Below are 23,979 nucleotides of genomic sequence, written 5' to 3'. Positions count from 1 at the left end.
CCCGTCAAGGCGCGATCAGGCGGCGTCTGCGCTCGGCGCGGACGGCAGCTCGTAGGCTCCTTCGCGCGCGAGACGCACCGTGGTCGCCGCGATCGTCTTGCGGGCGCCCATGATATCGGCCAGCGGAATGCCTTCCGAGCCCTGGCTGAGCTCCGCCTCGATCATGCGCCGCGAGCGCTGGCCGATCGACGACAGCACCGCCTCGGTGAGCGCCGGCGGCGCCCCGCGCAGCGCCAGCGTCACCACTTCGCTGGACAGGCCGTCGAACACCAGAACGCGTGCCTTCTGGGTGAGCAGCGGCAGGTCGTCGAAGTTGAAGATGCGCGCCTTCACCCCGTCCAGGTCAGGGGTGCCTGCTGCCTCCAGGTCCTGCATCGTCTCGTCAAGCTGGGTCTTGTCCATCTCGTTGAGCAGGCTGGCGACGCGGATCTGGCCGGCGGTGGTGTCTCTCGAAGCGGTTTCGGCAAGCACGCGAGCGCGCAACTGGTTCTCGATGATCCGAGTCGCCGTTTCCGGCACCACCGTCATCGTTACCATGCGGCGCAGGATTTCGCTGCGCAGCGGCTTGTCGAGGATAAGCAGCACGGCGGATGCCGGCTGCGGCGACAGCATCGACAACACCATCGCGGCGGTCTGCGGGTGTTCGCCGGCCAGGAAGGTGCCAAGCCGCTGGGGTTCCAGCTTTTCCAGTTGCGGCCAGATCGGCGGCGGGCCGGACGGCTCGGCTTCCGCCTTCTTGCCGCTCATGATGGCGTCGACTTCTTCGGGCGACAGCGATTCGTTGAGAATCGTGTCCATCTTGTCGGCGGAATCGAGTAGGCCGGCACCCTCGGTGAACTCGGCCTCGAACTCCGCGACGACGCGTTCCAGATCGGCCTGCGGGATGGTGCGCAACAGACGCGCGGCTTCGATCAGCGCCTTCAGCTCTTCCTGCTTGAAGAACTTCAGCAGACGGCTCGCCGAGGGCTTGCCCATGGCAACCAGAATGGCGGCAGCCTTCTGCGCACGCGACAGCGTCAGCATCGTGCTCATCTCGTCTCATTCCCCGATCGCATGGAGGCCCCCGCCGTCATTTTGTCAACCAGCCTTGGTGGCGGTGACGATCTCGGTCAGCCGGATGCCGAAGCGCGACGGATCGTTTTCCAGAACGGTGATTTCGCCGCGCGCGATGCGGCGGCCATTCACCACCACGTCGACCGGCTCGCCGATACGGCGGTTGAGCGCCACGGTCGAACCCTTCTGCAGCGCCATCAGGTCCGAGACCTGCATTTCGGCGCTGCCCAGCACGATCTGCACGTCGACCGGGATGTTGAGGATGACGCCGGGGTTGGCGGCGGACGCATCCCGCGCCGGACCGCCGACGCGCTGCTCTTCCTCCTGCAACACGCCGCGCAGTTCCTCGATGGCGCGGTTGAGCTGGTCGTCCGGAGCGTCGAGATCGGTTTCGTTGTTGGTCTTGTTCATGCGTCGTCTCCAAGAAGCAGCTGCCGGCTCAGCCGGGCATCAACCCGTCGATGAAATCCTGCCCGGCATCGTATGGCTGATTGATGCGGACCGTGTAGTTCTGTCCAAGCTTGCCGAATTCGCAAACGAACAGGGTCTTGTTGCGCGCCGACAGCCTGGCGCGCCCCTGCGCGTTTTCCTCGATTTCCAGCACCTGGCCGGCCTGCAGCAGGGCGAGATCGCCGAGCGTCATCCTGGCAAGCGGCATCGTCGCCTCGAGCGTGACCGCCGAACGCTTGACCTCTTCCGAGAAACGCTCGTGCCAGTCGGTCTCCGAGCCCTCTTCCTCGCCAGCTGCGCCGGGACCGTTGCGCTGCACCAGAAGCACGCGCTGCGGGATCATGACGGTGATCGTGCCGCTTTCGGTCGGCGTCGACAGGCCGAAGATGATGCGCACGGCAGCGCCGTCGCGCAACACGCGGCGGCGCGCCTCGTGGCCGGACATCGCGCGCGGCACCGGCAGGCGAAGGTCCAGCGACCGTTTGCCCGAACCGTTGAGGATCTGCGCTATCTCTTCGAACACCAAGGTCGCGACATCCGCCTCGAGCGGCGAGAGGTCGCGCTGGATCGGCGTGACGGCCTGGTCAGGGTCGCCGCCGAACAGCGCGCAGATCATCACCGCCACCGCCCGCGCGTCCATCACCAGGGTCAGCGCATCCGACGACACCGGCGAGGACACCACGGTCATCGCGAAATTGTCGCCGGCCTGTTCGCGCGCCTCGGTGGTGCGCGACACTTCGACCGCCCTCAGATCGATCGTTACCTGCGCGCCGATCTCGCCCGAGAGACGCTTCTGCAGCGGGGATACGACACGCTCGGCCAGCGAACGGCCGGCGCCAATGACATGCGACGCCTCGCCACTGTCGCCGACCAGGCGCTCGATGATCAGCGCGCGGCTGTCTTCCATTGTGGCCAGGCCGCTCATGACGCCGTCCCGCCCCTGCCTTCGAATGCCATGCTCACGCCGCCTTCTTGTCGGCGGAGCCGGTGCTCATCGTGCTCTGTTCGACCGCGTCGATCGAGGGGCGGTCATAGGACGAGATCGTCTTGCGGCCGAACTCGATGGCGACCTGCGGCAGCGAGCCGTTCATGTAGGCGAGCAGGGTCTGCTTCACGATGATGTAGAGCCTGTTCTTCTTCTCGCGCACCATCTTGATCTTGGTGGCGATAGGACCGACCACCGCATAGGAAAGGAAGATGCCGAGGAAAGTGCCGACCAGGGCGGCGCCGATCAGGCCGCCGAGGATCTCCGGCGACTGGTCGAGCGCGCCCATCGCCTTGACGACGCCGAGCACCGCCGCGACGATGCCGAGCGCCGGCAGGCCGTCGCCCACGGCAACCATCGCGTGATAAGGCTTCAGCTTGTCCGCCTTGATGGTCTGGATTTCCTCGTCCATCAGCGCTTCGATCTCGAACGGACGGGCATTGCCGATGATGATGATGCGGCAATAGTCGCAGATGAAATGCGTCAGGTCGTGGTTCTTGAGCACGGTCGGAAACGCCTGGAAGATCGGCGACTCTTCGGGATTGTCGATATGCGCCTCGACCTCGGAGCGCGACTTGGAGCGCAGCTCGCGCATCAGCGAATGCAGCACGCCGAGGGTTTCGAGATAGTCCCGTTCCTTCGGCACCGACTGCTTGAAGGCTTCCATGATGCCTTTACCGGTGTCCTTCACCGTCTTCATCGGATTGGCGACCAGGAAACACCCCAGCGCCGCACCGCAGATGATCACCGCTTCCCACGGCTGGATCAGCACCTGGATGTGCCCACCCATGGCCATGAAGCCGCCAAGGACGCAACCAAGCGTCACCACCAAGCCGATCAGAATGCCCACTGCCGGTCCTTCCGCAATTCAACTGCATCAGGAAATAGACGCCGTGCCTTGTGTGAGGCTTGAATCGCCGTGGCCGACCTCGCTTAGGTTTTAAGCGATCCGATTCAGCTTCGCGCAAGGAACCTGAGCTACTTTAGCACGAACTGCTTCAGCGGGAGGCGTGCGTGACGACGTATCTGGATTATCAACTGATCACGAGAGACCTGAACAAGTCGCTCGACCGAACCAGCAAGCAGGTCGTCGTCTCGCGCGAGACGAAGTACTATCTCGACAACATCGGCAAGGTGAAGTCGATCGACGATTTTCTCAAGAACGACCGGCTGTTCAAATATGCCATGAAGGCCTTCGGCCTCGAGGACATGTCCTATGCCAAGGCGTTCATGAAGAAGGTGCTGACCGAGGGTGTCGACAGCCCCGACTCCTTCGCCAACAAGCTGACCGACAAGCGCTACGCCGACTTCGCCAAGACCTTCAATTTCAAGCGCTATGGCGCGAACGCCACCACCTATAACGGCGCGCAGAACGATGTGCCGAAGAACTTCAACGCTCAGGTAATCCTTACCTACTCGCAGCAGGGCGTCGACTTCGTCGAAAACGAAGTCAGCTATTACATCGGCAAGATCGGCAACGTTAAGTCGATCGACGACCTGATGGCGGATTCGCGGCTGCTCTACGTCGCCATGGGCGCCTTCGGACTGGACGCGAAGAAGGAGCCGCCGGCGACCGTCCGCCAGATGCTGGAAGGCGGCGTCACCGACCCCAACAGCCCGGCCAACAAGCTCTACGACAAACGCTACGCGAACTTCGTCGCCGCCTTCAATTTCGTCGAGAAGGGCGACCAGACGACGGCGCAGGACTCGGTGCAGAACCTGGTGCCGAAGCAGTTCATCGCCAACACCGGCCTGGTCACCATCGTGCCCCGCGCCGAATACACCAAGGCCGAGAGCGACTACTACAAGGCCAATATCGGCAATGTGAAATCCATCGACGACCTGATGGCCGACAAGCGCCTGCTGCGCGCCGCCATGGCCGCCTATGGGCTGGATGTGGATGTCGAAACGCCGAAGACCATTCGCAACATGCTGGAGGGTGGCGTCACCGATCCCAACAGCCCCGCCAACAAGCTGACCGACAAGAGTTACGCGAACTTCGTCACCGCCTTCAACTTCGTCCAGTATGGCGACACGACGACGAGCCGCGACGCGGTGCAGAAGGACACGCTCAAGCTCTTTTCGACCAAGAGCTCGTTGGGCATGATCAAGCCCGGTTCCGACTACATCGCCGCCGAGACGGCCTATTACAACGCCAACGTCGTCAAGCTGACCTCCATCGACGACCTGATGGCGAACCAGCGCCTGCTGAACTATGCGCTGAGCGCCTATGGCCTGGACCCGTCCACGCAGACGCCAGCGACCGTCCGCAAGATGCTCGAGGGCGGCATCACCGACCCCAACAGTCCGGCCAACAAGTCCGGCAGCAAGGCCTATGTCGCCTTCGTCACCGCTTTCAACTTCGCCCAGTATGGCGAGAAGGCGACGACCCGCACGCTGGCCCAGCAGCCATCGACCGACAAATATGTGCGCCAGACGCTGGAAGAGGACGCCGGCAAAACCAATGACGGCGTTCGCCTGGCGCTCTATTTCCAGCGTAAGGCGCCGACGCTGACCAACTGGTACGAGGTTCTGGCCGACAAGGCGCTGTCCCAGGTGGTGCGTACGGCCTTCGGTCTGCCGGACTCCTTCGCCAAGGCCGATATCGACAAGCAGGTGCAGCTCTTCCAGCAGAAGTTCAACATCAAGGACTTCGCCAACCCGCAGAAGCTCGGCAAGTTCATCGGCCGTTTCACCACCATGTACGAGATGAACAACCCTTCCTCGCCGCAGATCTCGGCGGCCAGCGTCCTGTTCGCACAGCCCACCACCGCAGGCATTTCGACCGACCTCCTGCTCACCATGCAGCGAATGAAATTCTGACCATGCAAGACAGCCTCTACGTCGCCCTCTCCTCGCAGATCGCGCTGGAAAAACGCCTCAACACCATCGCCGACAACGTCGCGAACGCCTCGACGGTCGGCTTTCGCGCCACCGGCGTGAAGTTCGAGGACGTCGTTTCCGGCACCGGGCAAAAGGCGGTCTCCTTCGCCTCCACTGGCGACACCTTTCTTTCAGGTGCGCATGGCGGCATGCGCGAAACCGGCAGTCCGTTCGATTTCGCCGTGCAGGGCGACGCCTGGTTCGGTATCCAGACGCCCGCCGGCACGGTAATGACGCGCGACGGCCGTTTCTCGATGAACGAGAATGGCGAGCTGTTGTCGATCGAGGGCCACCAGGTGCTCGACGCCGGCGGCGCGCCGATCCAGCTCGACCCTCGTGGCGGTCCGCCGAAGGTCAGTGCCGACGGCGCGCTACGCCAGGGTGATCGCCAAGTCGGCGCCATCGGCCTGTTCAGTTTCGACCCAGGTGTGAATTTCACCCGCTATGGCAATTCGGGCATCGTGCCGCCGAAACCGCCGGAACCCATCACCGACCGCTCCGACGTCGGTGTCGCCCAGGGCTTTCTGGAGGATTCCAACGTCAATCCGATCATGGAGATGATGCGGCTGATCCAGGTGCAGCGCGCCTTCGAGAACGTCGCGGCGATGGTGCGCCAGGCCGGCAGCTCGACCGACGACGCAATCAAGACCCTGGGATCCAAGTAAGCGCCCATGGCCGCCGACCGGTCCCTGATCCGCATTACCGAAAGGGACGGCATGCCGGAAAACCGGCTGGCCGTGCTGGAGCATGTGTGGCGCCGTTTCGACGACGACACCGCGATGTTGAAACAGGGCGGGCTGGTCGCCGAGGTTTCACCCACGCACTACAAGGTGAACGGACTTTCCGACATCGCCCGGCTCGGCGACGTCGTCGAACACCGGAGCCGCAGCGGTTCGCGGCAAGGCGAAATCGTCCATATCGGGCGCGACGATGTCGTCGTCGCCCCATTTGAGCGCAGCCCCGATGCCGGCATCGGCGACGCCGTCTTCCGGCGCGGTCCGTTGACGGTGACGCCGCATTCGTCCTGGCGCGGCCGTACCATCGACGCGCTTGCGCGCGCCATCGACGGCGGCCCGCCGCTGCTGCGCAGCCCGGACACCGGCGCACACCACGATGCGACGCCCGGCGCCATGGCGCGGCAGCGCGTCGGCACGTCCTTCACGACCGGCGTGCGTGTCATTGATATCTTCACGCCGCTCTGCTTCGGCCAGCGCATGGGAGTGTTCGCAGGCTCTGGTGTCGGCAAGTCGACGCTGCTCGCCATGCTCGCCGGCGCCGACGCTTTCGACACCGTGGTGGTTGCTCTGGTTGGCGAACGCGGCCGCGAAGTGCGCGAATTCCTCGAGGACACGATCGGCGAGGAAGCGATGCGCAAGACCGTGGCGGTGGTCGCGACCAGCGACGAAAGCGCCATGATGCGCCGCCGCGCGCCTGATACGGCGATGCGGGTTGCCGAACATTTCCGCGACCAGGGCCATCGCGTGCTCCTGGTGCTGGATTCCATCACACGCTTTGCGCACGCGCTGCGCGAAGTGGCAACCGGCACCGGCGAGCCGCCGGTGGCGCGCGGTTATCCTGCCTCCGTCTTCACCGACCTGCCGAAGCTGCTTGAGCGCGCTGGACCTGGCCTCGAGGGAACAGGTTCGATCACCGCCATCATCTCCGTGCTTGTCGACGGCGACGATCACAACGACCCGGTCGCCGATTCCGTGCGCGGCATTCTCGACGGCCATGTCGTGCTCGACCGCACGATCGCCGAGCAGGGACGCTATCCGCCGGTGAACCCGCTCGCATCCATCTCGCGCCTTGCCTCGAAGGCATGGACGCCGGACCAGCGCACATTGGTGACCAAGCTGAAGTCGATGATCTCGCGCTTCGAGGACACGCGCGACATCCGCCTGCTGGGTGCTTATCAAGGCGGCGCCGACCCGGAGCTCGACATGGCGGTGCGCCAGGTTCCGTTGATCTACGAAGCGTTGACGCAATCGCCCAAGGATGGCCCCTCGATCGATCCTTTCTCGGATCTCGCCCATCACCTGAGAGGCAGGCAGAGTGCAGATGCGGGAGATTGATCTTCAACAAACAGAGGCGTTGTTGCGCGAGATGCTGGCGCAGGCGGAAGAAGCCGAGGAGCGCGCCCGCCCCCGCAAACGCCTGTTGTCCAAACTGCCCAACCCGCTTTCGGGATTGGGCCGCAAACGCGCTTCGGCTGGCAAGGCTCAACGGGAGGTCGGCAGAAGCGATGCGCTGGCCGAACTGTTCGCGCCGCCCGATATTACGCCCGAGCCCAGGCAACATTTACCAAATCTAAGCTCGCGCAGGCGTAAGACTGCCCGGACCGATGTCATCCGAGATCGGCCCCAGCAATCGAGCGAGCCGACCCCGAGGATGAAGAAAGACACCCGGCGCACTGATTTTATCATGGCCGCCTGCGGCGTGGCGCTCGGCCTCACGTGCGCGCTGTTTCCCTGGTATATCTTCTTCAATCCCGATCAGTTCGGCGTGCAGGCAATGAAGTTCGGCGGCCGCGGCCACAATGCCGGGCGCATCATGGTCCAGCCGGACGGCGCCGGCACCGCCGATCCATTGCCGGCTCAATTCGCCGCGCTGAACGCCAATCTCGACCTCGGCTTCACCGGTTCGCTGCAAACCAAATCGCTGACGCCGGAACAGGCGCCGGGAGCTGACGAACAGCCTTATCCGCTCGAGGCAGTGACGTTCCGCCTGGTCCATGTCGCCAACGGACGCGCCATGATCGAGGACAATGCCGGGCTTTGGATCGTCCAGCCCGGTTCGACCCTGCCGGACTCCTCGCGCGTCAAGTCGATCGAGCAGCGCAAGGGCAAGTGGGTTCTGGTCACCAGCACCGACCGGGTCATCGAAGTCTCCAAATAGGACCACGCGCACCGAGCCTTGCCGATACGCGTAAGGCCCGCGCAAGACTGGTGTCCTAATTTCCGGTTAACGATCCGGAGATTCCCATGGAGCCTGTCAACCTCTTCGACCTCGCGACCCGACAGTCCCAATGGCTGTCGGTCAGGCAATCCTCGGTTGCCGGCAACATCGCCAATGCGAACACGCCCGGTTACACCGCCACCGACGTCGAGCCTTTCGAGAAAGTGCTGGACCGCACCGCCGTTCGCCTGAGCGCGACGCAGAGCGGCCATCTCGGCGGCGCCACGGAAGCCGCCTTCACCGTCAAGCCGCAGGAACCCACCGGTCCGGTGATGCCGTCCAAGAACACGGTGGTGATGGAGAACGAGCTGATGAAGGCCGGCGAAATCCGCCGCGCCTTCGAGCTGAACACGGCCGTCGTCAAGGCCTTCCACACCATGCTCATGACCACAGTGAAGAGCTGATCCGATGGACGCACTAGCCGCCGCTCTCAAGGTTGCAGCCTCCGGTCTCGGTGCGCAGTCCGAACGAATGCGCGTCGTTTCCGAAAACCTCGCCAACGCGCAGTCCACCGGCACGACGCCCGGCGCCAATCCCTATCAGCGCAAGACCATCTCCTTCGTCTCCGAACTCGACCGCGCTTCCGGCGGCTCGCTGGTCGAGATCAACTCCATTGCCCGCGACCCCGCTGATTTCCCGGTTGAATTCCAGCCCGGCAACCAGGCGGCCGACGCGAAGGGCTACGTCAAGATGCCCAACGTCAACGTGCTGATCGAGATGGCCGACATGACCGAGGCGAACCGCTCCTACGAAGCGAACCTGCAGGTAGTGAAGCAGGCTCGCGATCTCATTTCGATGACCATAGACCTGATGAGGAACCAGTCATGATCGGCGGTATCGGCGCTGTCCACCTAAAGTCCGCCAACAGCGGTTCGGAAACCTCCACCGACCTTCTCACCGGAACGGGCGCCGCCCCGACCGGAACCCAGGTCGCATCCACTTTCGCCGAGGCGCTCAACCAGGCCGCCACGAAGACGGTGAACACCCTGCAGCATGCCGAGCAGGCTTCCATCCAGGCCTTGAAGGGCGATGTCGACACCCGCCAGGTGGTCGACGCCGTGATGGGCGCGCAGCAGGCGCTTCAGACGACCATCGCCATCCGCGACAAGATCGTCTCCGCCTATCTCGAAGTCAGCCGTATGAGCATCTGAGGACACATCCGTGAAAGCCCTTGCCATAGCCGCCACCGGCATGAATGCCCAGCAGACCAATCTGGAAGTCATCGCCAACAACATCGCCAACATCAACACCACCGGCTACAAGCGCGCGCGGGCGGAGTTCTCGGATCTTCTCTACCAGGTCGACCGCACCCAGGGCGTTCCCGACCGTGGCAACACCTCGGTCGTGCCGGAAGGCGTGTCGATCGGCCTCGGCGTCAAGACCAGCGCCGTGCGCAACGTCCACATCCAGGGCACGTTCACCAACACAGGCAACGAGTATGACCTCGCGCTGGACGGCAAAGGCTGGTTCCAGATCGAAGGCGCCGATGGCCAGACGCGCTACACGCGCGCCGGCACCTTCAACACCAACGCCACCGGCCAGATGGTGACCGTTGACGGCGCGCCGATCGTTCCGGCCATCACCGTGCCGCTCGACACCAAGGAACTCATCATCAACAAGACCGGCCAGGTCTTCGCGCGTGTCGATGGCCAGATGGATCTGCAGAACCTCGGACAGCTGACCATCGCCACCTTCGCCAACGAGGCCGGCCTGGCGCCGCTCGGCGACAATTTGTTCCAGGAGACCGTGGCTTCCGGCCCGGCCAATGTCGGCGTGCCGGGCGACCCCGGTTACGCCACCATCCGGCAGAACTATGTCGAGAACTCCAACGTCGACCCGGTCAAGGAGATCACCGACCTGATCTCTGCGCAGCGCGCCTATGAGATGAATTCCAAGGTCATCCAGGCCGCCGACGAAATGGCAGCGGTCGTCTCCAAGAACATTCGGTGACATCATGATCCGGCTCGCCCTCGGTCCTTATTTCCGCCGTCTCGCGCTCGCTCTGGCATTGGCCATGGGCGTCGCGCCGGCCTTTGCCGACGAGGTCGTGCTGATCCCCAACCGCGTGATCTATCCCGGCGAAACGATCGGCCTCGCCGCGCTGAAGGAAGTCACGCTCGGCGCCGGCAAACGCAAGCCGCAGGGCGTCGTCACCGTCGCCGCCGACCTCGAAGGCAAGATCGCCAAGCGCACGCTTTTGCCCGGTCGCTACATTCCTGCCACCGCGCTGCGCGATGCCTGGCTGGTCGAACAGGGCGCGCCCGTCCTGATCAACTTCGTCGTCGACAGCCTCTCCATCACCGCGTCCGCCATCTCCTTGCAGCCCGGCTCCGCCGGCGACCTGATCAAGGTCCGCAATGTCGACAGCGGCAAGGTGCTAACCGGCACGGTCATGGCCGACGGCACCATTCGGGTCAGCGCTTCATGAAGAAGTGCCTCACTTTCACTCTTGCGGCACTGCTTTGCGCCCAGCCCGTCCTCGCCGACGGCCTGAATGCCAAGGCCAAGCGTGAGCTCGCGGCCAAGGCGACGCGCGAAGGCGGCCAGTTCGACGATCCCAACTACGATCCCGACACGGCAAGCCGCATGTTCCAGGTCTCGCCCGGGCCGAGCTCGCTGCCGCCCGGCCAGGTGGCCTCGCGCATCAAGGACGTCGCCCGCCTGCAAAGCGCCCGCGACAACCAGCTCGTCGGTTATGGCCTGGTCATCGGCCTGCAGGGTTCCGGCGACTCGCTGCGCAATTCGCCCTTCACCGAGCAGTCGATCCGCGCCATGCTGGAAAATCTCGGCATCGCCTCGCTCGGCACCAATGCGCGCGCCAAGAACGTCGCCGCCGTCATCGTCACCGCCAACATGCCGCCCTTCGTGCAATCCGGGGCGCGCATCGACATCAATGTATCCTCGATGGGCGACGCCACCTCATTGCAGGGCGGCACGCTGATCATGACGCCGCTGAAGGCCGCGGACGGCGAAATCTACGCCGTTGGCCAGGGCTCTGTGGTCGTTTCCGGCTTTACCGCGCAGGGTCAGGCGCAGCAGGTGACGCAGGGCGTGCCGACCGCCGGCCGCGTGCCCAACGGCGCCATCGTCGAACGCCAAGTGCAGGCGGAATTCGGCGACCAGGCAATGCTGACGCTGCAGCTCTACAACGCGGACTTCTCGACGGCCGTCCGCATCGCCGACGTCATCAACGACTACACACGCCAGCGCTTCGGCGCGCGGGTCGCAGCTGAACGCGACAGCCGCACGGTTTCCGTCAAGAAGCCGAAGGGTGTCTCGGCGGCACGCTTCTACGCTGAGATCGAGAACCTCGTGATCGAGGCCGACACGCCTGCCCGCGTCGTCATCGACGAACGCACCGGCACCATCGTCATCGGCAACCAGGTCAAGATTTCGCGCGTCGCCATCAGCCACGGCACGCTCACCGTGCGCATTACCGAGGCACCGACCGTCATCCAGCCGGAGCCCTTCTCGCGCGGCGTGACAGCGGTCGAGCCAAACACGGCCATCGACATCAGCCGGCCCAACGGCCGCGTCGCCGTGCTCGACGGTCCGAACCTCGAGACGCTGGTTTCCGGACTCAACCGCCTGGGCGTCAAGCCCGACGGCATCATCGCCATTCTGCAGGGCATCAAGTCGGCCGGCGCGCTGCAGGCCGATCTCGTGCTCCAATAGGCTGTCCGATGACCGAAGCGACCCGCCCTTCCCGCCACCGCCGCACACCGCCGCGCCTCGCCGTCGTCGGCGCCGTCGTCGCCCTTCTGGCGTCGCTCGGACCGGTTCGCGCGGAAGACGCCGTGCGCCAGGTACTGCCCGGCGGGCCGACGGCCGACGCCCCGCAGAACCTGACCCGTGAGGCGCCGCGCGCCGAGATCGCCGAGGCTCCATTGCCATTGCCGCTGAAGCAGCCGGCGGCGGTAGCCAACCTCACCACCGGCTCAACGCCGACGGCGCCCGCCAGCAACGAAAGCGAGGTGCAGCGTTTCTGCTCCAACATCGCCGACGCCGCGCGCGACCGCCGCTACTCGCTGCAGTCGGCCGAGCTCAAGCAGTTGCAGAGCGAAGTCGACAAGCGCATCACCGCGCTCGAGGAAAAACGCGCCGAATATGAAGCCTGGCTGAAGCGGCGCGAAGTGTTCCTGGCGCGCGCCGAGGACAGCCTCGTCAAGATCTATTCCGGCATGAAGCCCGATGCCGCCGCCGAGCGGCTGGCCGGCACCAATGTCGAGCTCGCCGCCGCCATCCTGATGAAGCTCGATGCGCGCAAGGCAAGCGTCATACTGAACGAGATGGACAAGAAAGCGGCCGCCGCGCTCACCGGCATCATAGGCAGCGCTGCGCGCAGGGTAGACCCGACATGATCCGCAAAACTTTGATTTTGTTCGCTGCCGCCAGCCTCACAGGCTGCGGGACAGACCTGAACCAGGTCAACAAGGAACCGGCCATGTCGCCTGTCGGGTCCGGCATCCGCAGCCAGGCCGCGCCTGTCTATCAATATCCGGAATCGCCTGCCGCGCCGCGTCGCCGTTTTTCCTTGTGGGACGACCGCCAGAGCCGCCTGTTCACCGATCCGCGCGCGCTGCGCGCAGGCGACATCCTGACCGTCAAGATCAAGATCAACGACCGCGCCAAGTTCAAGAACCAGAACGACCGCAGCCGCACCGCGAGCCGTTCGCTCGGTCTCAAGGCCGATGCCGAGTGGGATAGCGCCAAGACAGGCGGCAAGCTCGACGGCTCTATGGAATCGAAGACCAAGACCAATGCCGACGGCGCCATCGAACGGTCGGAGACCATCGAGCTGAACGTCGCCGCCGTCGTCACCAATGTGCTGTCCAACGGCAATCTGATGATCACCGGCTCGCAGGAAGTACGCGTCAACTACGAGATGCGCGTGCTCACCATCGCCGGTATCGTGCGGCCCGCCGATATTGGCCAGGAAAACACCATTTCCTACGAGCGCATCGCCGAAGCCCGCATCTCCTATGGCGGCCGCGGTCGCGTGTCGGAAGTCCAGCAGCCGGGTTACGGCCAGCAAATTCTCGACCAGGTACTGCCGTTCTAGGCGCGGGATAGAAGAGCGTGGCAAACACCGAGCAGATCGCAGCACCGAAGGGCCCCTCCCTCATCGTGCAGATGGGGATGCTCTTTGCCATGACCGGGGCGGCACTCGGCGTCGGCTGGTTCGCGGGCACTTATCTGAAGAATTCCGAGAAGCCGGCACCGCCGGTCAAGGAAAGCCACCAGAAGCTGCCGACCAAGGAAACCAAGAAAGAAGGCGAGACCACCGGACCGGTTCTGGTCGAGCTCGCCTCGCTGACCACCAACCTGGCCGCGCCGACGGATGTCTGGGCGCGGCTGCAGGTCTCGCTGGTCTTCGACGGTACGCCGCCGCCGGGAATGGCGGAAAATATCCATCAGGACCTGCTTGCCTTCCTGCGCACCGTCAAGATGCATCAGGTCGAAGGCGCCAGCGGCTATCAGCATCTGCGGGCCGACCTGCAGGAGCGCGCCGCGATCCGCAGCGGCGGCAAGGTCAAGGAAGTGTTGGTCAGGGCGCTGCTGTTCGAATGAAAAAAATCCTCCTTTTCGCCGGCGTCTTCGCGGCCACGGTAACGGCAGCGAGCGCCCAGCAGATCGACCTCGGCGGCATCGGCCAGGCCAGTGGCACTACCGTGGCCACGATCATCCAGATGTTCGGGCTGCTCACCGTGCTTTCGGTGGCACCGGGCCTGCTGATCATGGTGACGAGCTTCACCCGCTTCATTATTGCCTTTTCGATCCTGCGCGCCGGCATCGGCCTGCAATCGACGCCGGCCAACCTGATCCTGATCTCGCTGTCCCTGTTCATGACCTTCTATGTCATGGCGCCGACCTTCGACCGCGCCTGGGCGAACGGCGTGAAGCCCTTGATGGACAACCAGATCAGCCAGACGGTGGCGCTGGAGCGCATTTCCGATCCGTTCCGTACCTTCATGCTGAGCAATGTGCGCGACAAGGATTTCGACCTGTTCGCCGACCTCGCCCGCGAACGCGGCCAGACGGTGGCCAAGGAAACGGTCGACCTGCGCATCCTGGTGCCCGCCTTCATGATCTCAGAGATCCGCCGCGGTTTCGAGATCGGCTTCCTGATCGTGCTGCCCTTCCTGGTCATCGACCTGATCGTGGCCACCATCACCATGGCGATGGGCATGATGATGCTGCCACCGACGGTGGTGTCACTGCCTTTCAAGATCATGTTCTTCGTGCTGATCGACGGCTGGAACCTGCTTGTCGGCAGCCTGGTGCGATCGTTCAACTAGCCCGCAGAGCGGCTCGTTCCCCCTTTGCTCGAACGTTTATTCGGTTCATTTGCCAGCGTGGCGCGCTGTGGTTGCAACGTCGCCGCGTGCACACCCAATTGCTAAAATAATCAGCGGGTTAATGCTGGTTAACCATGTTCCTTAGAACTTTGCTAGCAAGTCGCCGCGATAGTGCCCCCTATGGCGGGTGACCTTCCCTGAAGCACTCATTGGCATGATGCCTCTCCGCCATACCGGCCGATCCGGTATGTCCCTGTACTGTGTTTTAGGGGCTTTTTTCCCATGTCCAGCATCAACACGAATACCGCCGCTCTTACCGCTCTGCAGAGCCTGAGCGCTACCCAGAAGTCGCTCGAAACCACCCAGGGCCGCATTTCGACGGGTCTGCGCGTTGCCACCGCTTCCGACAACGCCGCCTACTGGTCGATCGCGACCTCGATGCGTTCCGACAACAAGGCCAACTCGGCCGTTCAGGACGCGCTCGGCCTCGGCGCCGGCAAGGTGGACACCGCCTACACCGCCATCAACGACATCAAGGACCAGGTCGACAAGATCAAGGCCAAGCTGGTTAACGCCCGTGGCGCCAGCCTTGAAGACCAGAAGAAGATCGCGACCGAAATCACCGGCATCCAGAACCAGATCAAGTCGTCGGCGACCAACGCCAACTACGCTGGTGCCAACCTGCTCGTCAGCGACGGTGCCGCGACTTCCGACCTGAACGTCGTCGCTTCCTACAACCGCGTCGGTACCGCCGTCACGATCGACACCGTCAACGTGAAGGCCTCCGACATCCAGATCTTCGGCAAGGCCGCCGGCGGCGCTCCGGACTTCACTGCTGGTCTTCTGAAGGACATCGTCGCCACCGGCGCGACCGGCCTGTTCGACACCAGCGGCGCGACCGCTGTCACCGACGCCAATGTCGACGCTGCTCTGGTCAAGGTTGAAACCGCACTTGCCGGTCTGACCACCGGCGCTGCCTCGCTCGGTGCCGCCAAGTCGCGCATCGACACGCAGAAGAACTTCCTGTCCAACCTGTCGGACTCCATCGACAAGGGCGTCGGCCAGCTCGTTGACGCTGACATGAACAAGGAATCGACCCGTCTGCAGGCCCTCCAGGTCCAGCAGCAGCTCGGTGTCCAGGCTCTGTCGATCGCCAACGGCTCGTCGCAGCAGATCCTGTCGCTGTTCCGCGGCTAAGCCGAACCTTCTCAGGCAACAACGATCCTATGAATGGGCCGCGCGCAAGCGCGGCCCATTCTCTTTTTTGGCTTTCGCCACCCCCTACATTAGCTTCATCTTAATGGCCTATTAACCATGACTGGTTAGTTGTGGTTAACCACGTTTGTTCCGCCCGCTCATTCGACCGGCGACAACCGAGGCAAGGCATAGCGCGGCGACGGCGCGCCATTTGAGAAGGGGAGTTATCTTGGCGAGTATCATGACCAATGCCCAGGCGTTGACTGCGCTGCAGAGCCTGAGCGCCACTCAGAAGGCACTTGAACAGACGCAGTCCCGCATCTCCACCGGCCTCCGCGTCTCCACCGCCAGCGACAACGCCGCCTATTGGTCGATCGCCACCACCATGCGTTCCGACAACAAGGCCAACTCGGCCGTGCAGGACGCACTCGGCCTCGGGGCCGGCAAGGTCGACACCGCTTACGCCGCGATCATCGACGTCAAGGATCAGGTCGACAAGATCAAGACCAAGCTGCTGGCTGCCATGGGCAAGGGCCAGGACATCCAGAAGCAGATCGCGACCGAAATCAAGGCGATCCAGTCCGGCATCAAGTCCTCGGTCACCAATGCGTCTTATGCCGGCACCAACATGCTGCAGACCGACGGCCTGGCCGCTTCAGACCTGAAGATCGTTGCCGCTTACAACCGCACCGGAACGACCGTCAACATCGACACCATCAACGTCGCCGCAGCCGACACGCAAGTGCTGGATACCGGCGGTACAGGCGGTTTTGTCGGCGGCTTGCTCCAGCCAGGCTTCTTCGATCCCAGCGCGGCGCAGCTCACCGACGCAGCCCTCACGACTGCATTGGGCACCGTCGAAACGGCCCTCGCTAAACTGGCGGATGGCGCGGCGACGCTGGGTGCTGCCAAGTCGCGCATCGACACCCAGAAGAGCTTCCTGTCCAACCTCAGCGATTCGGTGGACCGCGGCGTCGGTCAGCTCGTCGATGCCGACATGAACCGGGAATCGACCAAGCTCCAGGCGCTCCAGGTTCAGCAGCAGCTCGGTGTCCAAGCACTGTCGATCGCCAATTCCAGCGCCCAGAACATCCTGTCGCTGTTCAAGAACTGATCCATTTCATTTGCTTCTTTCCAATCGGGCCGCGCCACCAGCGCGGCCCGATACCATTTTCGCACAAGCTTCAGCGTCTAGTGTTTCGACGGGCAACCATGGGACTATCGATCCGTGCCGGAACAACTCAGAAGCATCGTCATCAATCTCCAGGATTTCGGCACCAAGCGGCTGGCCATCATGGCCGGCATCGCGTTGTTGACGCTGGCCGTCATCGGCATCGCCTCGGTCTATCTCAACCGCCCCTCCTATGAGACGCTCTATGTCGGCCTCGAACGCTCCGACGTGAACCAGATAGGCATGGTGCTTGCCGAGGCCGGCATGAATTTCGATGTCGGTTCCGATGGCGCCAGCGTGCTGGTTCCGGTCGGCACCACGGCAAAAGCCCGCATGCTCCTGGCCGAAAAGGGCCTGCCCACCAGCGCCAATGCCGGCTACGAATTGTTCGACAAGGTCGGTTCGCTCGGCCTCACCTCCTTCATGCAGCAGGTGACCCGCGTGCGCGCCCTGGAAGGCGAAATCGCCCGCACCATCCAGTCGCTGGCGGGTGTGAAGGCCGCGCGTGTCCACATCGTCATGTCCGAACGCGCCAATTTCCGCCGCGAGGAGCAGCAGCCCTCGGCTTCGGTGGTGATCCGCTACGCCGGCGTCGACGGCGGCAAGGCCGCCATGTCGATCCGCCATCTGGTTGCAGCCGCCGTGCCCGGCCTGTCGGCGGAAAAGGTGACCGTGCTTGATTCGGCCGGCAATCTGCTCGCCGCTGGCGACGACCCCTCCAACACCAGCGCCGCCCGCTCGCTCGGCGTCGAGCGCACCGTCGAAAGCCAGATCGAGGACAATATCCGCCGCGCGCTGACGCCCTATCTCGGCCCTGACAATTTCCGCGCCAGCGTGAAGGCCGACGTCAACACCGATACGCGGCAGACCGAGGAGACCATCTTCGATCCGGAATCGCGTGTCGAACGCTCGGTCCAGACCGTCAAGGCGAACGAGAACAGCAATCAGCGCCAGGCGGCGACGCCGACCACCGTCGAGCAGAACCTGCCGGAAACGCAAGCCGCCGCCACCGATGGTCCGCAGTCGAGCTCGCAGAACGACCGCAAGGAAGAGATCACCAATTACGAGATCAATTCCAAGAAGATCGCCACGGTGTCCAACGGCTATTCGGTCACCAAGATGTCGATCGCCGTCGTCGTCAATCAGCAGCGCCTGATGTCGGTGCTCGGCAAGGACGCCAAGCCGGAGCAGATCGCCCAGCGCGTCGCCGACATCAAGAAGATGGTGGCGTCCGCGACCGGCCTCGACGAAAAGCGCGGCGACATCATCGATGTCTCGGCGGTCGAGTTCATCGACGGGCTGGACGGCCAGCAACTGGCCTCCCCCGGCATCCTCGACGCCGTCTCGCGCTACACCGGCAGCCTGATCAATGCGGCCGCCTTCATCGTCGTCGTCTTCCTGGTCGCCTTCTTCGGCCTACGCCCGATGGCTGCGGCCCTGTCGAACAAGCCGGCGGCGCTCGCCGGTCCGAGCTTCGACGACGTCCAGCGTTCGCTGCCCACTCCGGATGCCACCGCGACGGAGGCGCCGGTCGGCTCGCTGGCTGACAACCGCCCAACGCCGCTCGACGACCTGCGCAAGAAATTGCGGCCGGCGCCGCAGGATCGGCTGGCGCGCATGGTCGACATCAATGAAGAGCGCACCGCCAACATCCTGCGCAAATGGACGGCCCAGGAAGCCGCCGGCTGATGCGTCAGGCTTCGCTTTCCGATCTGTTGCCGGACTTCGGCACGCCACAGATCCATAGTGGCGTCACGGTTACTCATGTCGATCCGCACCCGCATCCGCCGCTCGATATGCCTGCCCCGGTCGACATCGACAAACTTGTCGCCATGGCCGTCGCCAAGGCGGAAGACGCGCTGGAAGCTACGCTGACGGCGGCGCATACCGAGGCGCTGGCGGCCGAACGCCAGGCACTGGCCGACGAAGCCAGGGCGATGGTCGAGACGCTGGGCACTGACCTCGGCACCGCGATCGCGGACCGCGCGGAAAAGCTGGAACACAGGCTCTACGATCTGATGGGCGATGCCGTCGCCCGCATCGTCAGCGGGCTGTTGAGCGACGAATTGCAGAAGCGCTCGCTGGCGGCGCTGGAACGCGTCATCCGCGACACGCTCGCCGATGCCGAAGCGGTCCGCATCAGCGTTCGCGGACCACTGTCGCTCTACGAGCCGCTGAAGGCCGCGCTCGGCACGCGCGCCGCCAATCTCGACTTCGCCGAGGCTGCCAGCCTCGACCTCACCATGACCGTGAACGACACCGTCGTCGAGACGCGCATGTCGGAATGGTCGGCCGCCCTGTCGGAGGTTCTCGCATGAGTACGGCAGACGGCGCCGAGCCGCGCCAGGAAATCATCATTGTCCGGCGCAATCATCACGATCACGACGAAGGCCATCACGGCGGCGTCTGGAAGATCGCCTTCGCCGACTTCATGACCGCGATGATGTGTTTCTTCCTGGTGATGTGGCTGATCAACGCCGCCAACGAAGAGACGCGCGCCGCCGTCGCCTCCTATTTCAACCCGGTGCCGCTGGTCGACCGCAGTTCCAGCCGCAAGGGTCTCGAAGATGTCGGCGACGGTCCGGACGAGCCCGGCTACACCTCCAACGATCCCGTCGAAGGAAAGACCAAGCAGGGCCACAACGGCAAGGGCAATCCCGGCACGGCGCAGGACAAGCAGACCGGCAGCAACGAGAAGCCCAACAAGGCGGAAGAAGCCAAGAATTCCGACCAGAAGTTGTTCGCCGACCCCTACGCCGTGCTGGCCGAGATCGCCGCCGAAACCGGCACCCGCCAGAACATAAGCGCCAAGGGCGAAGGTGGCGTCCAGACCGCCGGGCCCGCGACCGGCGCCTCTGGCGGCGAATCCTACCGCGACCCATTCGCGCCCGATTTCTGGTCGCAGCAGGTGTCGACGCCGTTGCCGGAAGCCAGCGCCGAAAACCCGAAGACCGACAACGAAGCGACCAAGCCCGGCGAGACGGCTGCACAAGCCCAGCAGACGGCCAAGGACGGCACAGCGGCGAAAGACCCTGCGATGGCCAAGAAGGCGGCTGCCGAAGAAATCGAGCAAGCCGAAAAGCAGGACAAGAAGCCCACGGACGCGACCGTCAAGGCGGCCGAAGACGTCAAGAAACAGATAGCCCAGGCCTTCAAGCCCGGCGATGCGGTAGCCGACGGCGTCAGCGTCGAAGCGACCGACAAGGGTGTCGTCATCTCCGTCACCGACAGCTTCAATTTCGGCATGTTCGAGATCGGCTCGGCGGTTCCCCGGCGCGAACTGGTGCTCGCCATGGAAAAGATCGGCCACATCGTCATGGAACAGAAAGGCCGGATCGCCATTCAGGGTTACACCGACGCGCGCCCGTTCCGGGGCGACTACGACAACTGGCGCCTGTCCACCGCGCGCGCGCATTCGGCCTATTACATGCTGGTGCGCGGCGGCCTTGACGAGGGCCGTGTCAAGGAAGTTTCCGGCTTCGCCGATCGCGAACCGAAGAACAAGGCCGACCCGCTGGCCGCCGTCAACCGCCGCATCGAGATCCTGCTGGAGGCGGGGGGATGATCCGCGCCGCGCGCATCGGCGCTGCCGGCCTCGCCTTGCTGATGCTGGGGACGGCCAGCGCAGCCTTCGCCCAGGACCCGCTGCAGCCCTACCAGATGGTGCGGTCGCTGCAACTCGTGCAGGACAGGCTCGCATCCGGCGACCACGCCGCGCTGCCGATGCAGAACAAGCTGCTCGAAATGGTCGATGCCCGTTTTCGCGCCGCCAGCTCAGATGATTTCAAGGAACTAAAGAACCTGCGCGCCCTGCTCGTCTACGGCATGAGCGGCGGCAACCCGGCAACGGTCAAGGCCGCGGTCGGGCGCATTCAGCTCGACCAGACGAACCAGGCGATCGTCGAAGGCGTTCTCGATTATCTCGGCGGCCGCCCGGCTCCGGCGATCGAAGCGCTGAAACCAGTCGATCCGATGATGCTGCCGCCGGATGTCGGTGCCTTCGTCGCGCTGGTGAAGGGCTCGCTGCTGGCTTCCGAAGACCCGGTCCAGGCGTTGACACTTCTGGATCAGGCCCGCCTGCTCAGCCCCGGCACGCTGGTGGAGGAAGCAGCACTGCGGCGTTCGGTGGCGATTGCCACCACGACCGGAGACGCCGCCCGCTTTGCGCTGGCCTCGACCCAATATGTCGAACGCTACCTGCTCTCGCCCTATGCCAGTCAGTTCGCCGACAGCTTCGTTTCCGGCGTGGTCACGCTGCACATGGCGCTGAGCCAAGACAAACTCGCCGACATCACCTCGATGATGGACCGCGAACGCGAACGGGTCATCTATCTGCGCATCGCCCGCCGCGCGGCAATAGACGGCTTGAACGAATTGTCCGCCTTCGCCGCGGCCAAGGCCATCCCCGACGGTACCAGCGCAGTGGGAACCGGCGACCCGCGGGCCGAACTCTATGCAAGTCTTTCCAACATCACCTCGGCCACCGTCGACGACATCCGCGCCAAGCTGAAGACGATCGACCGCACCAAGCTGTCGCCGAGCGACCGCGAGTTGCTCGACGCCGCGCAACAGATCACCCAGGAGGTCGTCGCGCCGCCGGCTACGGCGGTGTTCAACCAGCCGCAGCCTGAGCCGAAAACCGACAAGTCCGACCCTCCGGCCAAGAGCGTGGCCAAAGGCAAGGCAAAGGCAGAGACTCAACAAGCCGCGAAAACGTCCGCGCCGCAAGCCGTAGCGGAGGACGGCTCGGACCTGCCGCCGGTAGAAGGCGCAGTCTCCGAACGGCCAGCGACTGCCGCCGCAGCCCAGCCAAAGCCCGGTGCCGCGCCAGCAAATCAAGGTGCGGCGGCACAGTTGCCAGCAGCCGTTCTGCCGGCCTCCGCGAGTGCCTCAGCAGCACCCGACACCACCGATTCAGCGATCGCCGATACCAGGCGCAAGTTGAACAAGATCGACCTTTTGCTCGGAGCCTCCCCTCAATGACCGCAAGCGTTGGCCAGACTTTCGTAGGCACCGCGCTGCAGCGGTCCACCACCCAGCAGTCCGACGCCAGGACCGGCGAAGACAGCCCCGCCTTCGGCGAATTGCTTGCTCACGAAAAGACGCCAGGCAAGGAACGGATGGTGCATGGGGAAAAGACGCGCGCCGATTTCGCCGTTGGCAAAGCCGGCGAACAGCCCGATGCGGCAGGACTACTCGCGAACGACGAGGCGGTCGCCGGCCCCGACGGCAAGGGCAAGCGCAAGCAGGCCACCGATGATGAAACCACGGACGCCGACGACCGCACCGCCGGTTTGCGTGATCGGCTGCCGCTGATGATGGCCTTGCACGGGCTGAACCGCGCGCAGGCTGATGGCAAGGACCAGGCGACCGACCCCAACGCCTCGGCGGGAAATGTCGATCCGGACAGCATCAGTAAGTTGATGCGAACGAATGTCGCGCGCCAGCAAAAGGCGGACGGAACCGTCGAAGAAGACGGTGAGCAGGCGCCAAAACTCCAGATCGACAAATCCACGCAAGCGATGCGCAGCGCGGATGGCGCATCATCCGCAGCGATGGCGGGTAAAACCGACTCGCTGACGAACCTGCCCGCCGAAGGCAATGCGGACCCCGTCGACGCGACACTCGAAGCCGCCGGAACCGGCGGCAGCCAACCAGCGCAGGTCGATCCCTTGTCGGTCGAAAACGACGGCCATCGCAGCTCAAGCGCCGTCCTGAAACAGTCCGGCGCCGCGCGCGCATCGGTGGTCAGCGAGCAGAACTTCCCGGCGCCCGCCTCGCAGGCCGTCAGCCAGACCGCGCGCGACGTCATTGATGCGATTGCCGCCAGTGGCAAGTCCGAACTGGCCTCGCCGACACCCGCCGCAGCCAATCAGAACGGTGCTTCTGTTGCAGTTCCGGCACACGTCTTGAAGATAGAATTGCATCCGGCCGAGCTCGGCGCGGTCACCGCCAACCTTCGCCTTGCCGGCGAGCAACTGTCGATTGAACTGAGGCCTGAAACGCATGAGGCGCATCGCCGATTGTCGTCGGACAGCGAGACCATCGTGAAGTCGCTGAAGGCGCTCGGATTCGATATCGACAAGGTCACCATTCTACAACCCTCGATAGCAGCGACGCCTGCCGCGCGCGTGGATGCGACGGCGAACGGCGCGAGCGCTGGCCGCGACCAGTCCTCGTTCCAGCCGGGAGGCTCCGGCGGCAATGGCGACGGCATGGGTGGACAGCAATCGGGAAGGAACCATGGCGATGAAAGGCATCAGGATCAGCGCCAGGCGCAGTCTTCTCGCCAAAATTCTGGTAGCGGCTTGTTTATCTAGCCCGCTTGCCGCCACGGCCGCTTCGGCAGCTGCAAACCCATGCGAAGCCGAAATCCTGCGCGCCGCCGACCGGTATAAAATTCCGGCCGGCATCCTCTATGCTGTCGGCCTCACCGAGACCGGGAACAAGGGCAGCCTCCAACCTAATGCTCTGAATATAGAAGGAAAAGCCGTGTTTCCGCGCAGTCGTTCGGAGGCGCTCATCACTTTTCAAAACGCGCGCCGCGAAGGCAAGACGCTGATCGATCTCGGCTGCATGCAGATCAATCACCGCTACCATGGCGACCAGTTCCGCAGCGTCGATGACATGCTCGACCCACGCCGCAATGTCGACTATGCGGCGCGCTTCCTGACGCAGCTGCATGCCCGTCACGAGACCTGGTCGATGGCGGTGGCGCGCTACCATGCGGGGCCAGACAACGACCCGGCGCAGAAACGCTACGTGTGCCGCGTCATCGCCAATATGGTGGCCGTCGGCTTCGGCAAATGGACGGCCAACGCGCGCAGCTTCTGCAACCTTTAGGTTGTATGCTCAGAGAGTATCTCGGACGTCTGGCACGCCCTGCCGGAGCCGCGATTTTTCGACGTTCCCGACTCTCCACGGTAGCGAAATTGTACACGGTACAACCACGACGATTCCCGACTCCCAAGAAACCAGCCACAAAA

The 23,979-nt window shown here is 64.0% G+C and carries 26 protein-coding genes; 22 read left to right on the top strand and 4 right to left on the bottom strand.

Going from position 1 to position 23,979, the window contains the following annotated elements:
* Positions 1 to 15 precede the first annotated feature (15 nt).
* The 4 genes from FZF13_RS15590 to motA are packed head-to-tail and all read right to left on the bottom strand — an operon-like array spanning position 16 to position 3,338.
* Complete coding sequence (locus FZF13_RS15590; RefSeq protein WP_024925766.1) at positions 16 to 1,032, bottom strand: flagellar motor switch protein FliG; 1,017 nt, start codon at positions 1,030 to 1,032, stop codon at positions 16 to 18.
* Between the two features lie 45 nt (positions 1,033 to 1,077).
* Positions 1,078 to 1,464: a flagellar motor switch protein FliN gene (fliN, locus tag FZF13_RS15585; protein ID WP_024925767.1), complete on the bottom strand. Its 387-nt coding sequence runs from the start codon at positions 1,462 to 1,464 to the stop codon at positions 1,078 to 1,080.
* Between the two features lie 28 nt (positions 1,465 to 1,492).
* Positions 1,493 to 2,428 (bottom strand): flagellar motor switch protein FliM, encoded by a 936-nt coding sequence (locus tag FZF13_RS15580; protein ID WP_024925768.1) that lies wholly within the window; start codon positions 2,426 to 2,428, stop codon positions 1,493 to 1,495.
* A gap of 34 nt (positions 2,429 to 2,462) precedes the next feature.
* The gene (gene motA, locus FZF13_RS15575; RefSeq protein WP_024925769.1) at positions 2,463 to 3,338 is read right to left on the bottom strand and encodes a flagellar motor stator protein MotA; all 876 of its coding nucleotides are present in this window, start codon (positions 3,336 to 3,338) and stop codon (positions 2,463 to 2,465) included.
* 164 nt (positions 3,339 to 3,502) lie between these two features.
* Between motA and FZF13_RS15570 the strand changes: the two genes are divergently transcribed.
* The 22 genes from FZF13_RS15570 (at position 3,503) to FZF13_RS15465 (ending at position 23,836) form a co-directional block, all read left to right on the top strand.
* Positions 3,503 to 5,311 (top strand): DUF1217 domain-containing protein, encoded by a 1,809-nt coding sequence (locus tag FZF13_RS15570; protein ID WP_024925770.1) that lies wholly within the window; start codon positions 3,503 to 3,505, stop codon positions 5,309 to 5,311.
* Positions 5,312 to 5,313: 2 nt separating this feature from the next.
* Positions 5,314 to 6,036, top strand: coding sequence for a flagellar basal-body rod protein FlgF (flgF, locus tag FZF13_RS15565; RefSeq protein ID WP_024925771.1), 723 nt, complete (start codon positions 5,314 to 5,316; stop codon positions 6,034 to 6,036).
* A gap of 6 nt (positions 6,037 to 6,042) precedes the next feature.
* Positions 6,043 to 7,443, top strand: a complete 1,401-nt coding sequence (fliI, locus tag FZF13_RS15560) for a flagellar protein export ATPase FliI (protein ID WP_024925772.1) — start codon at positions 6,043 to 6,045, stop codon at positions 7,441 to 7,443.
* The gene (locus FZF13_RS15555; protein WP_036254650.1) at positions 7,430 to 8,266 is read left to right on the top strand and encodes a hypothetical protein; all 837 of its coding nucleotides are present in this window, start codon (positions 7,430 to 7,432) and stop codon (positions 8,264 to 8,266) included. The genes fliI and FZF13_RS15555 overlap by 14 nt, the downstream gene beginning before the upstream one ends.
* An 86-nt stretch (positions 8,267 to 8,352) precedes the next feature.
* Positions 8,353 to 8,730 carry a flagellar basal body rod protein FlgB gene (gene flgB / locus FZF13_RS15550; protein ID WP_024925774.1) on the top strand — a complete coding sequence of 126 codons (378 nt, stop codon included), beginning with the start codon at positions 8,353 to 8,355 and terminating at the stop codon, positions 8,728 to 8,730.
* Between the two features lie 4 nt (positions 8,731 to 8,734).
* Complete coding sequence (gene flgC, locus FZF13_RS15545; RefSeq protein ID WP_024925775.1) at positions 8,735 to 9,154, top strand: flagellar basal body rod protein FlgC; 420 nt, start codon at positions 8,735 to 8,737, stop codon at positions 9,152 to 9,154.
* On the top strand, positions 9,151 to 9,477 hold the full coding sequence (fliE, locus tag FZF13_RS15540; protein WP_024925776.1) for a flagellar hook-basal body complex protein FliE: 327 nt from the start codon (positions 9,151 to 9,153) through the stop codon (positions 9,475 to 9,477). The genes flgC and fliE overlap by 4 nt, the downstream gene beginning before the upstream one ends.
* Positions 9,478 to 9,487: 10 nt before the next feature.
* A complete protein-coding gene (gene flgG, locus FZF13_RS15535; protein ID WP_024925777.1) occupies positions 9,488 to 10,276 on the top strand; it encodes a flagellar basal-body rod protein FlgG in 789 nt (262 codons plus the stop codon).
* A gap of 4 nt (positions 10,277 to 10,280) precedes the next feature.
* Entirely contained in the window at positions 10,281 to 10,754 is a 474-nt protein-coding gene (flgA, locus tag FZF13_RS15530) for a flagellar basal body P-ring formation chaperone FlgA (RefSeq protein WP_024925778.1), read from the top strand.
* A complete protein-coding gene (locus FZF13_RS15525; RefSeq protein ID WP_024925779.1) occupies positions 10,751 to 12,001 on the top strand; it encodes a flagellar basal body P-ring protein FlgI in 1,251 nt (416 codons plus the stop codon). Before flgA ends, FZF13_RS15525 begins: the two co-directional genes overlap by 4 nt.
* Before the next feature lie 8 nt (positions 12,002 to 12,009).
* Complete coding sequence (locus FZF13_RS15520) at positions 12,010 to 12,687, top strand: MotE family protein (RefSeq protein ID WP_024925780.1); 678 nt, start codon at positions 12,010 to 12,012, stop codon at positions 12,685 to 12,687.
* The gene (gene flgH, locus FZF13_RS15515; protein WP_024925781.1) at positions 12,684 to 13,388 is read left to right on the top strand and encodes a flagellar basal body L-ring protein FlgH; all 705 of its coding nucleotides are present in this window, start codon (positions 12,684 to 12,686) and stop codon (positions 13,386 to 13,388) included. The genes FZF13_RS15520 and flgH overlap by 4 nt, the downstream gene beginning before the upstream one ends.
* 17 nt (positions 13,389 to 13,405) lie before the next feature.
* On the top strand, positions 13,406 to 13,897 hold the full coding sequence (locus FZF13_RS15510; RefSeq protein ID WP_024925782.1) for a flagellar basal body-associated FliL family protein: 492 nt from the start codon (positions 13,406 to 13,408) through the stop codon (positions 13,895 to 13,897).
* Complete coding sequence (gene fliP, locus FZF13_RS15505; protein WP_024925783.1) at positions 13,894 to 14,625, top strand: flagellar type III secretion system pore protein FliP; 732 nt, start codon at positions 13,894 to 13,896, stop codon at positions 14,623 to 14,625. Before FZF13_RS15510 ends, fliP begins: the two co-directional genes overlap by 4 nt.
* 282 nt (positions 14,626 to 14,907) lie before the next feature.
* A complete protein-coding gene (locus FZF13_RS15500) occupies positions 14,908 to 15,822 on the top strand; it encodes a flagellin N-terminal helical domain-containing protein (RefSeq protein WP_024925784.1) in 915 nt (304 codons plus the stop codon).
* A gap of 229 nt (positions 15,823 to 16,051) precedes the next feature.
* On the top strand, positions 16,052 to 16,936 hold the full coding sequence (locus FZF13_RS15495) for a flagellin N-terminal helical domain-containing protein (protein WP_024925785.1): 885 nt from the start codon (positions 16,052 to 16,054) through the stop codon (positions 16,934 to 16,936).
* Positions 16,937 to 17,050: 114 nt separating this feature from the next.
* A complete protein-coding gene (fliF, locus tag FZF13_RS15490; protein ID WP_024925786.1) occupies positions 17,051 to 18,682 on the top strand; it encodes a flagellar basal-body MS-ring/collar protein FliF in 1,632 nt (543 codons plus the stop codon).
* Complete coding sequence (locus tag FZF13_RS15485; RefSeq protein ID WP_024925787.1) at positions 18,682 to 19,311, top strand: hypothetical protein; 630 nt, start codon at positions 18,682 to 18,684, stop codon at positions 19,309 to 19,311. Before fliF ends, FZF13_RS15485 begins: the two co-directional genes overlap by 1 nt.
* Positions 19,308 to 20,558, top strand: coding sequence for a MotB family protein (locus FZF13_RS15480; RefSeq protein ID WP_024925788.1), 1,251 nt, complete (start codon positions 19,308 to 19,310; stop codon positions 20,556 to 20,558). The genes FZF13_RS15485 and FZF13_RS15480 overlap by 4 nt, the downstream gene beginning before the upstream one ends.
* Positions 20,555 to 21,976: a chemotaxis protein MotC gene (locus FZF13_RS15475; protein ID WP_024925789.1), complete on the top strand. Its 1,422-nt coding sequence runs from the start codon at positions 20,555 to 20,557 to the stop codon at positions 21,974 to 21,976. Before FZF13_RS15480 ends, FZF13_RS15475 begins: the two co-directional genes overlap by 4 nt.
* Positions 21,973 to 23,313 (top strand): flagellar hook-length control protein FliK, encoded by a 1,341-nt coding sequence (gene fliK, locus FZF13_RS15470; RefSeq protein ID WP_024925790.1) that lies wholly within the window; start codon positions 21,973 to 21,975, stop codon positions 23,311 to 23,313. The genes FZF13_RS15475 and fliK overlap by 4 nt, the downstream gene beginning before the upstream one ends.
* Complete coding sequence (locus tag FZF13_RS15465) at positions 23,237 to 23,836, top strand: transglycosylase SLT domain-containing protein (RefSeq protein ID WP_244431134.1); 600 nt, start codon at positions 23,237 to 23,239, stop codon at positions 23,834 to 23,836. Before fliK ends, FZF13_RS15465 begins: the two co-directional genes overlap by 77 nt.
* Positions 23,837 to 23,979: the final 143 nt, after the last annotated feature.

The sequence above is a fragment of the Mesorhizobium terrae genome (assembly GCF_008727715.1).
GTDB classification, from domain to species: domain Bacteria; phylum Pseudomonadota; class Alphaproteobacteria; order Rhizobiales; family Rhizobiaceae; genus Mesorhizobium; species Mesorhizobium terrae.
This window is presented reverse-complemented; position numbering and strand designations above follow the sequence as displayed.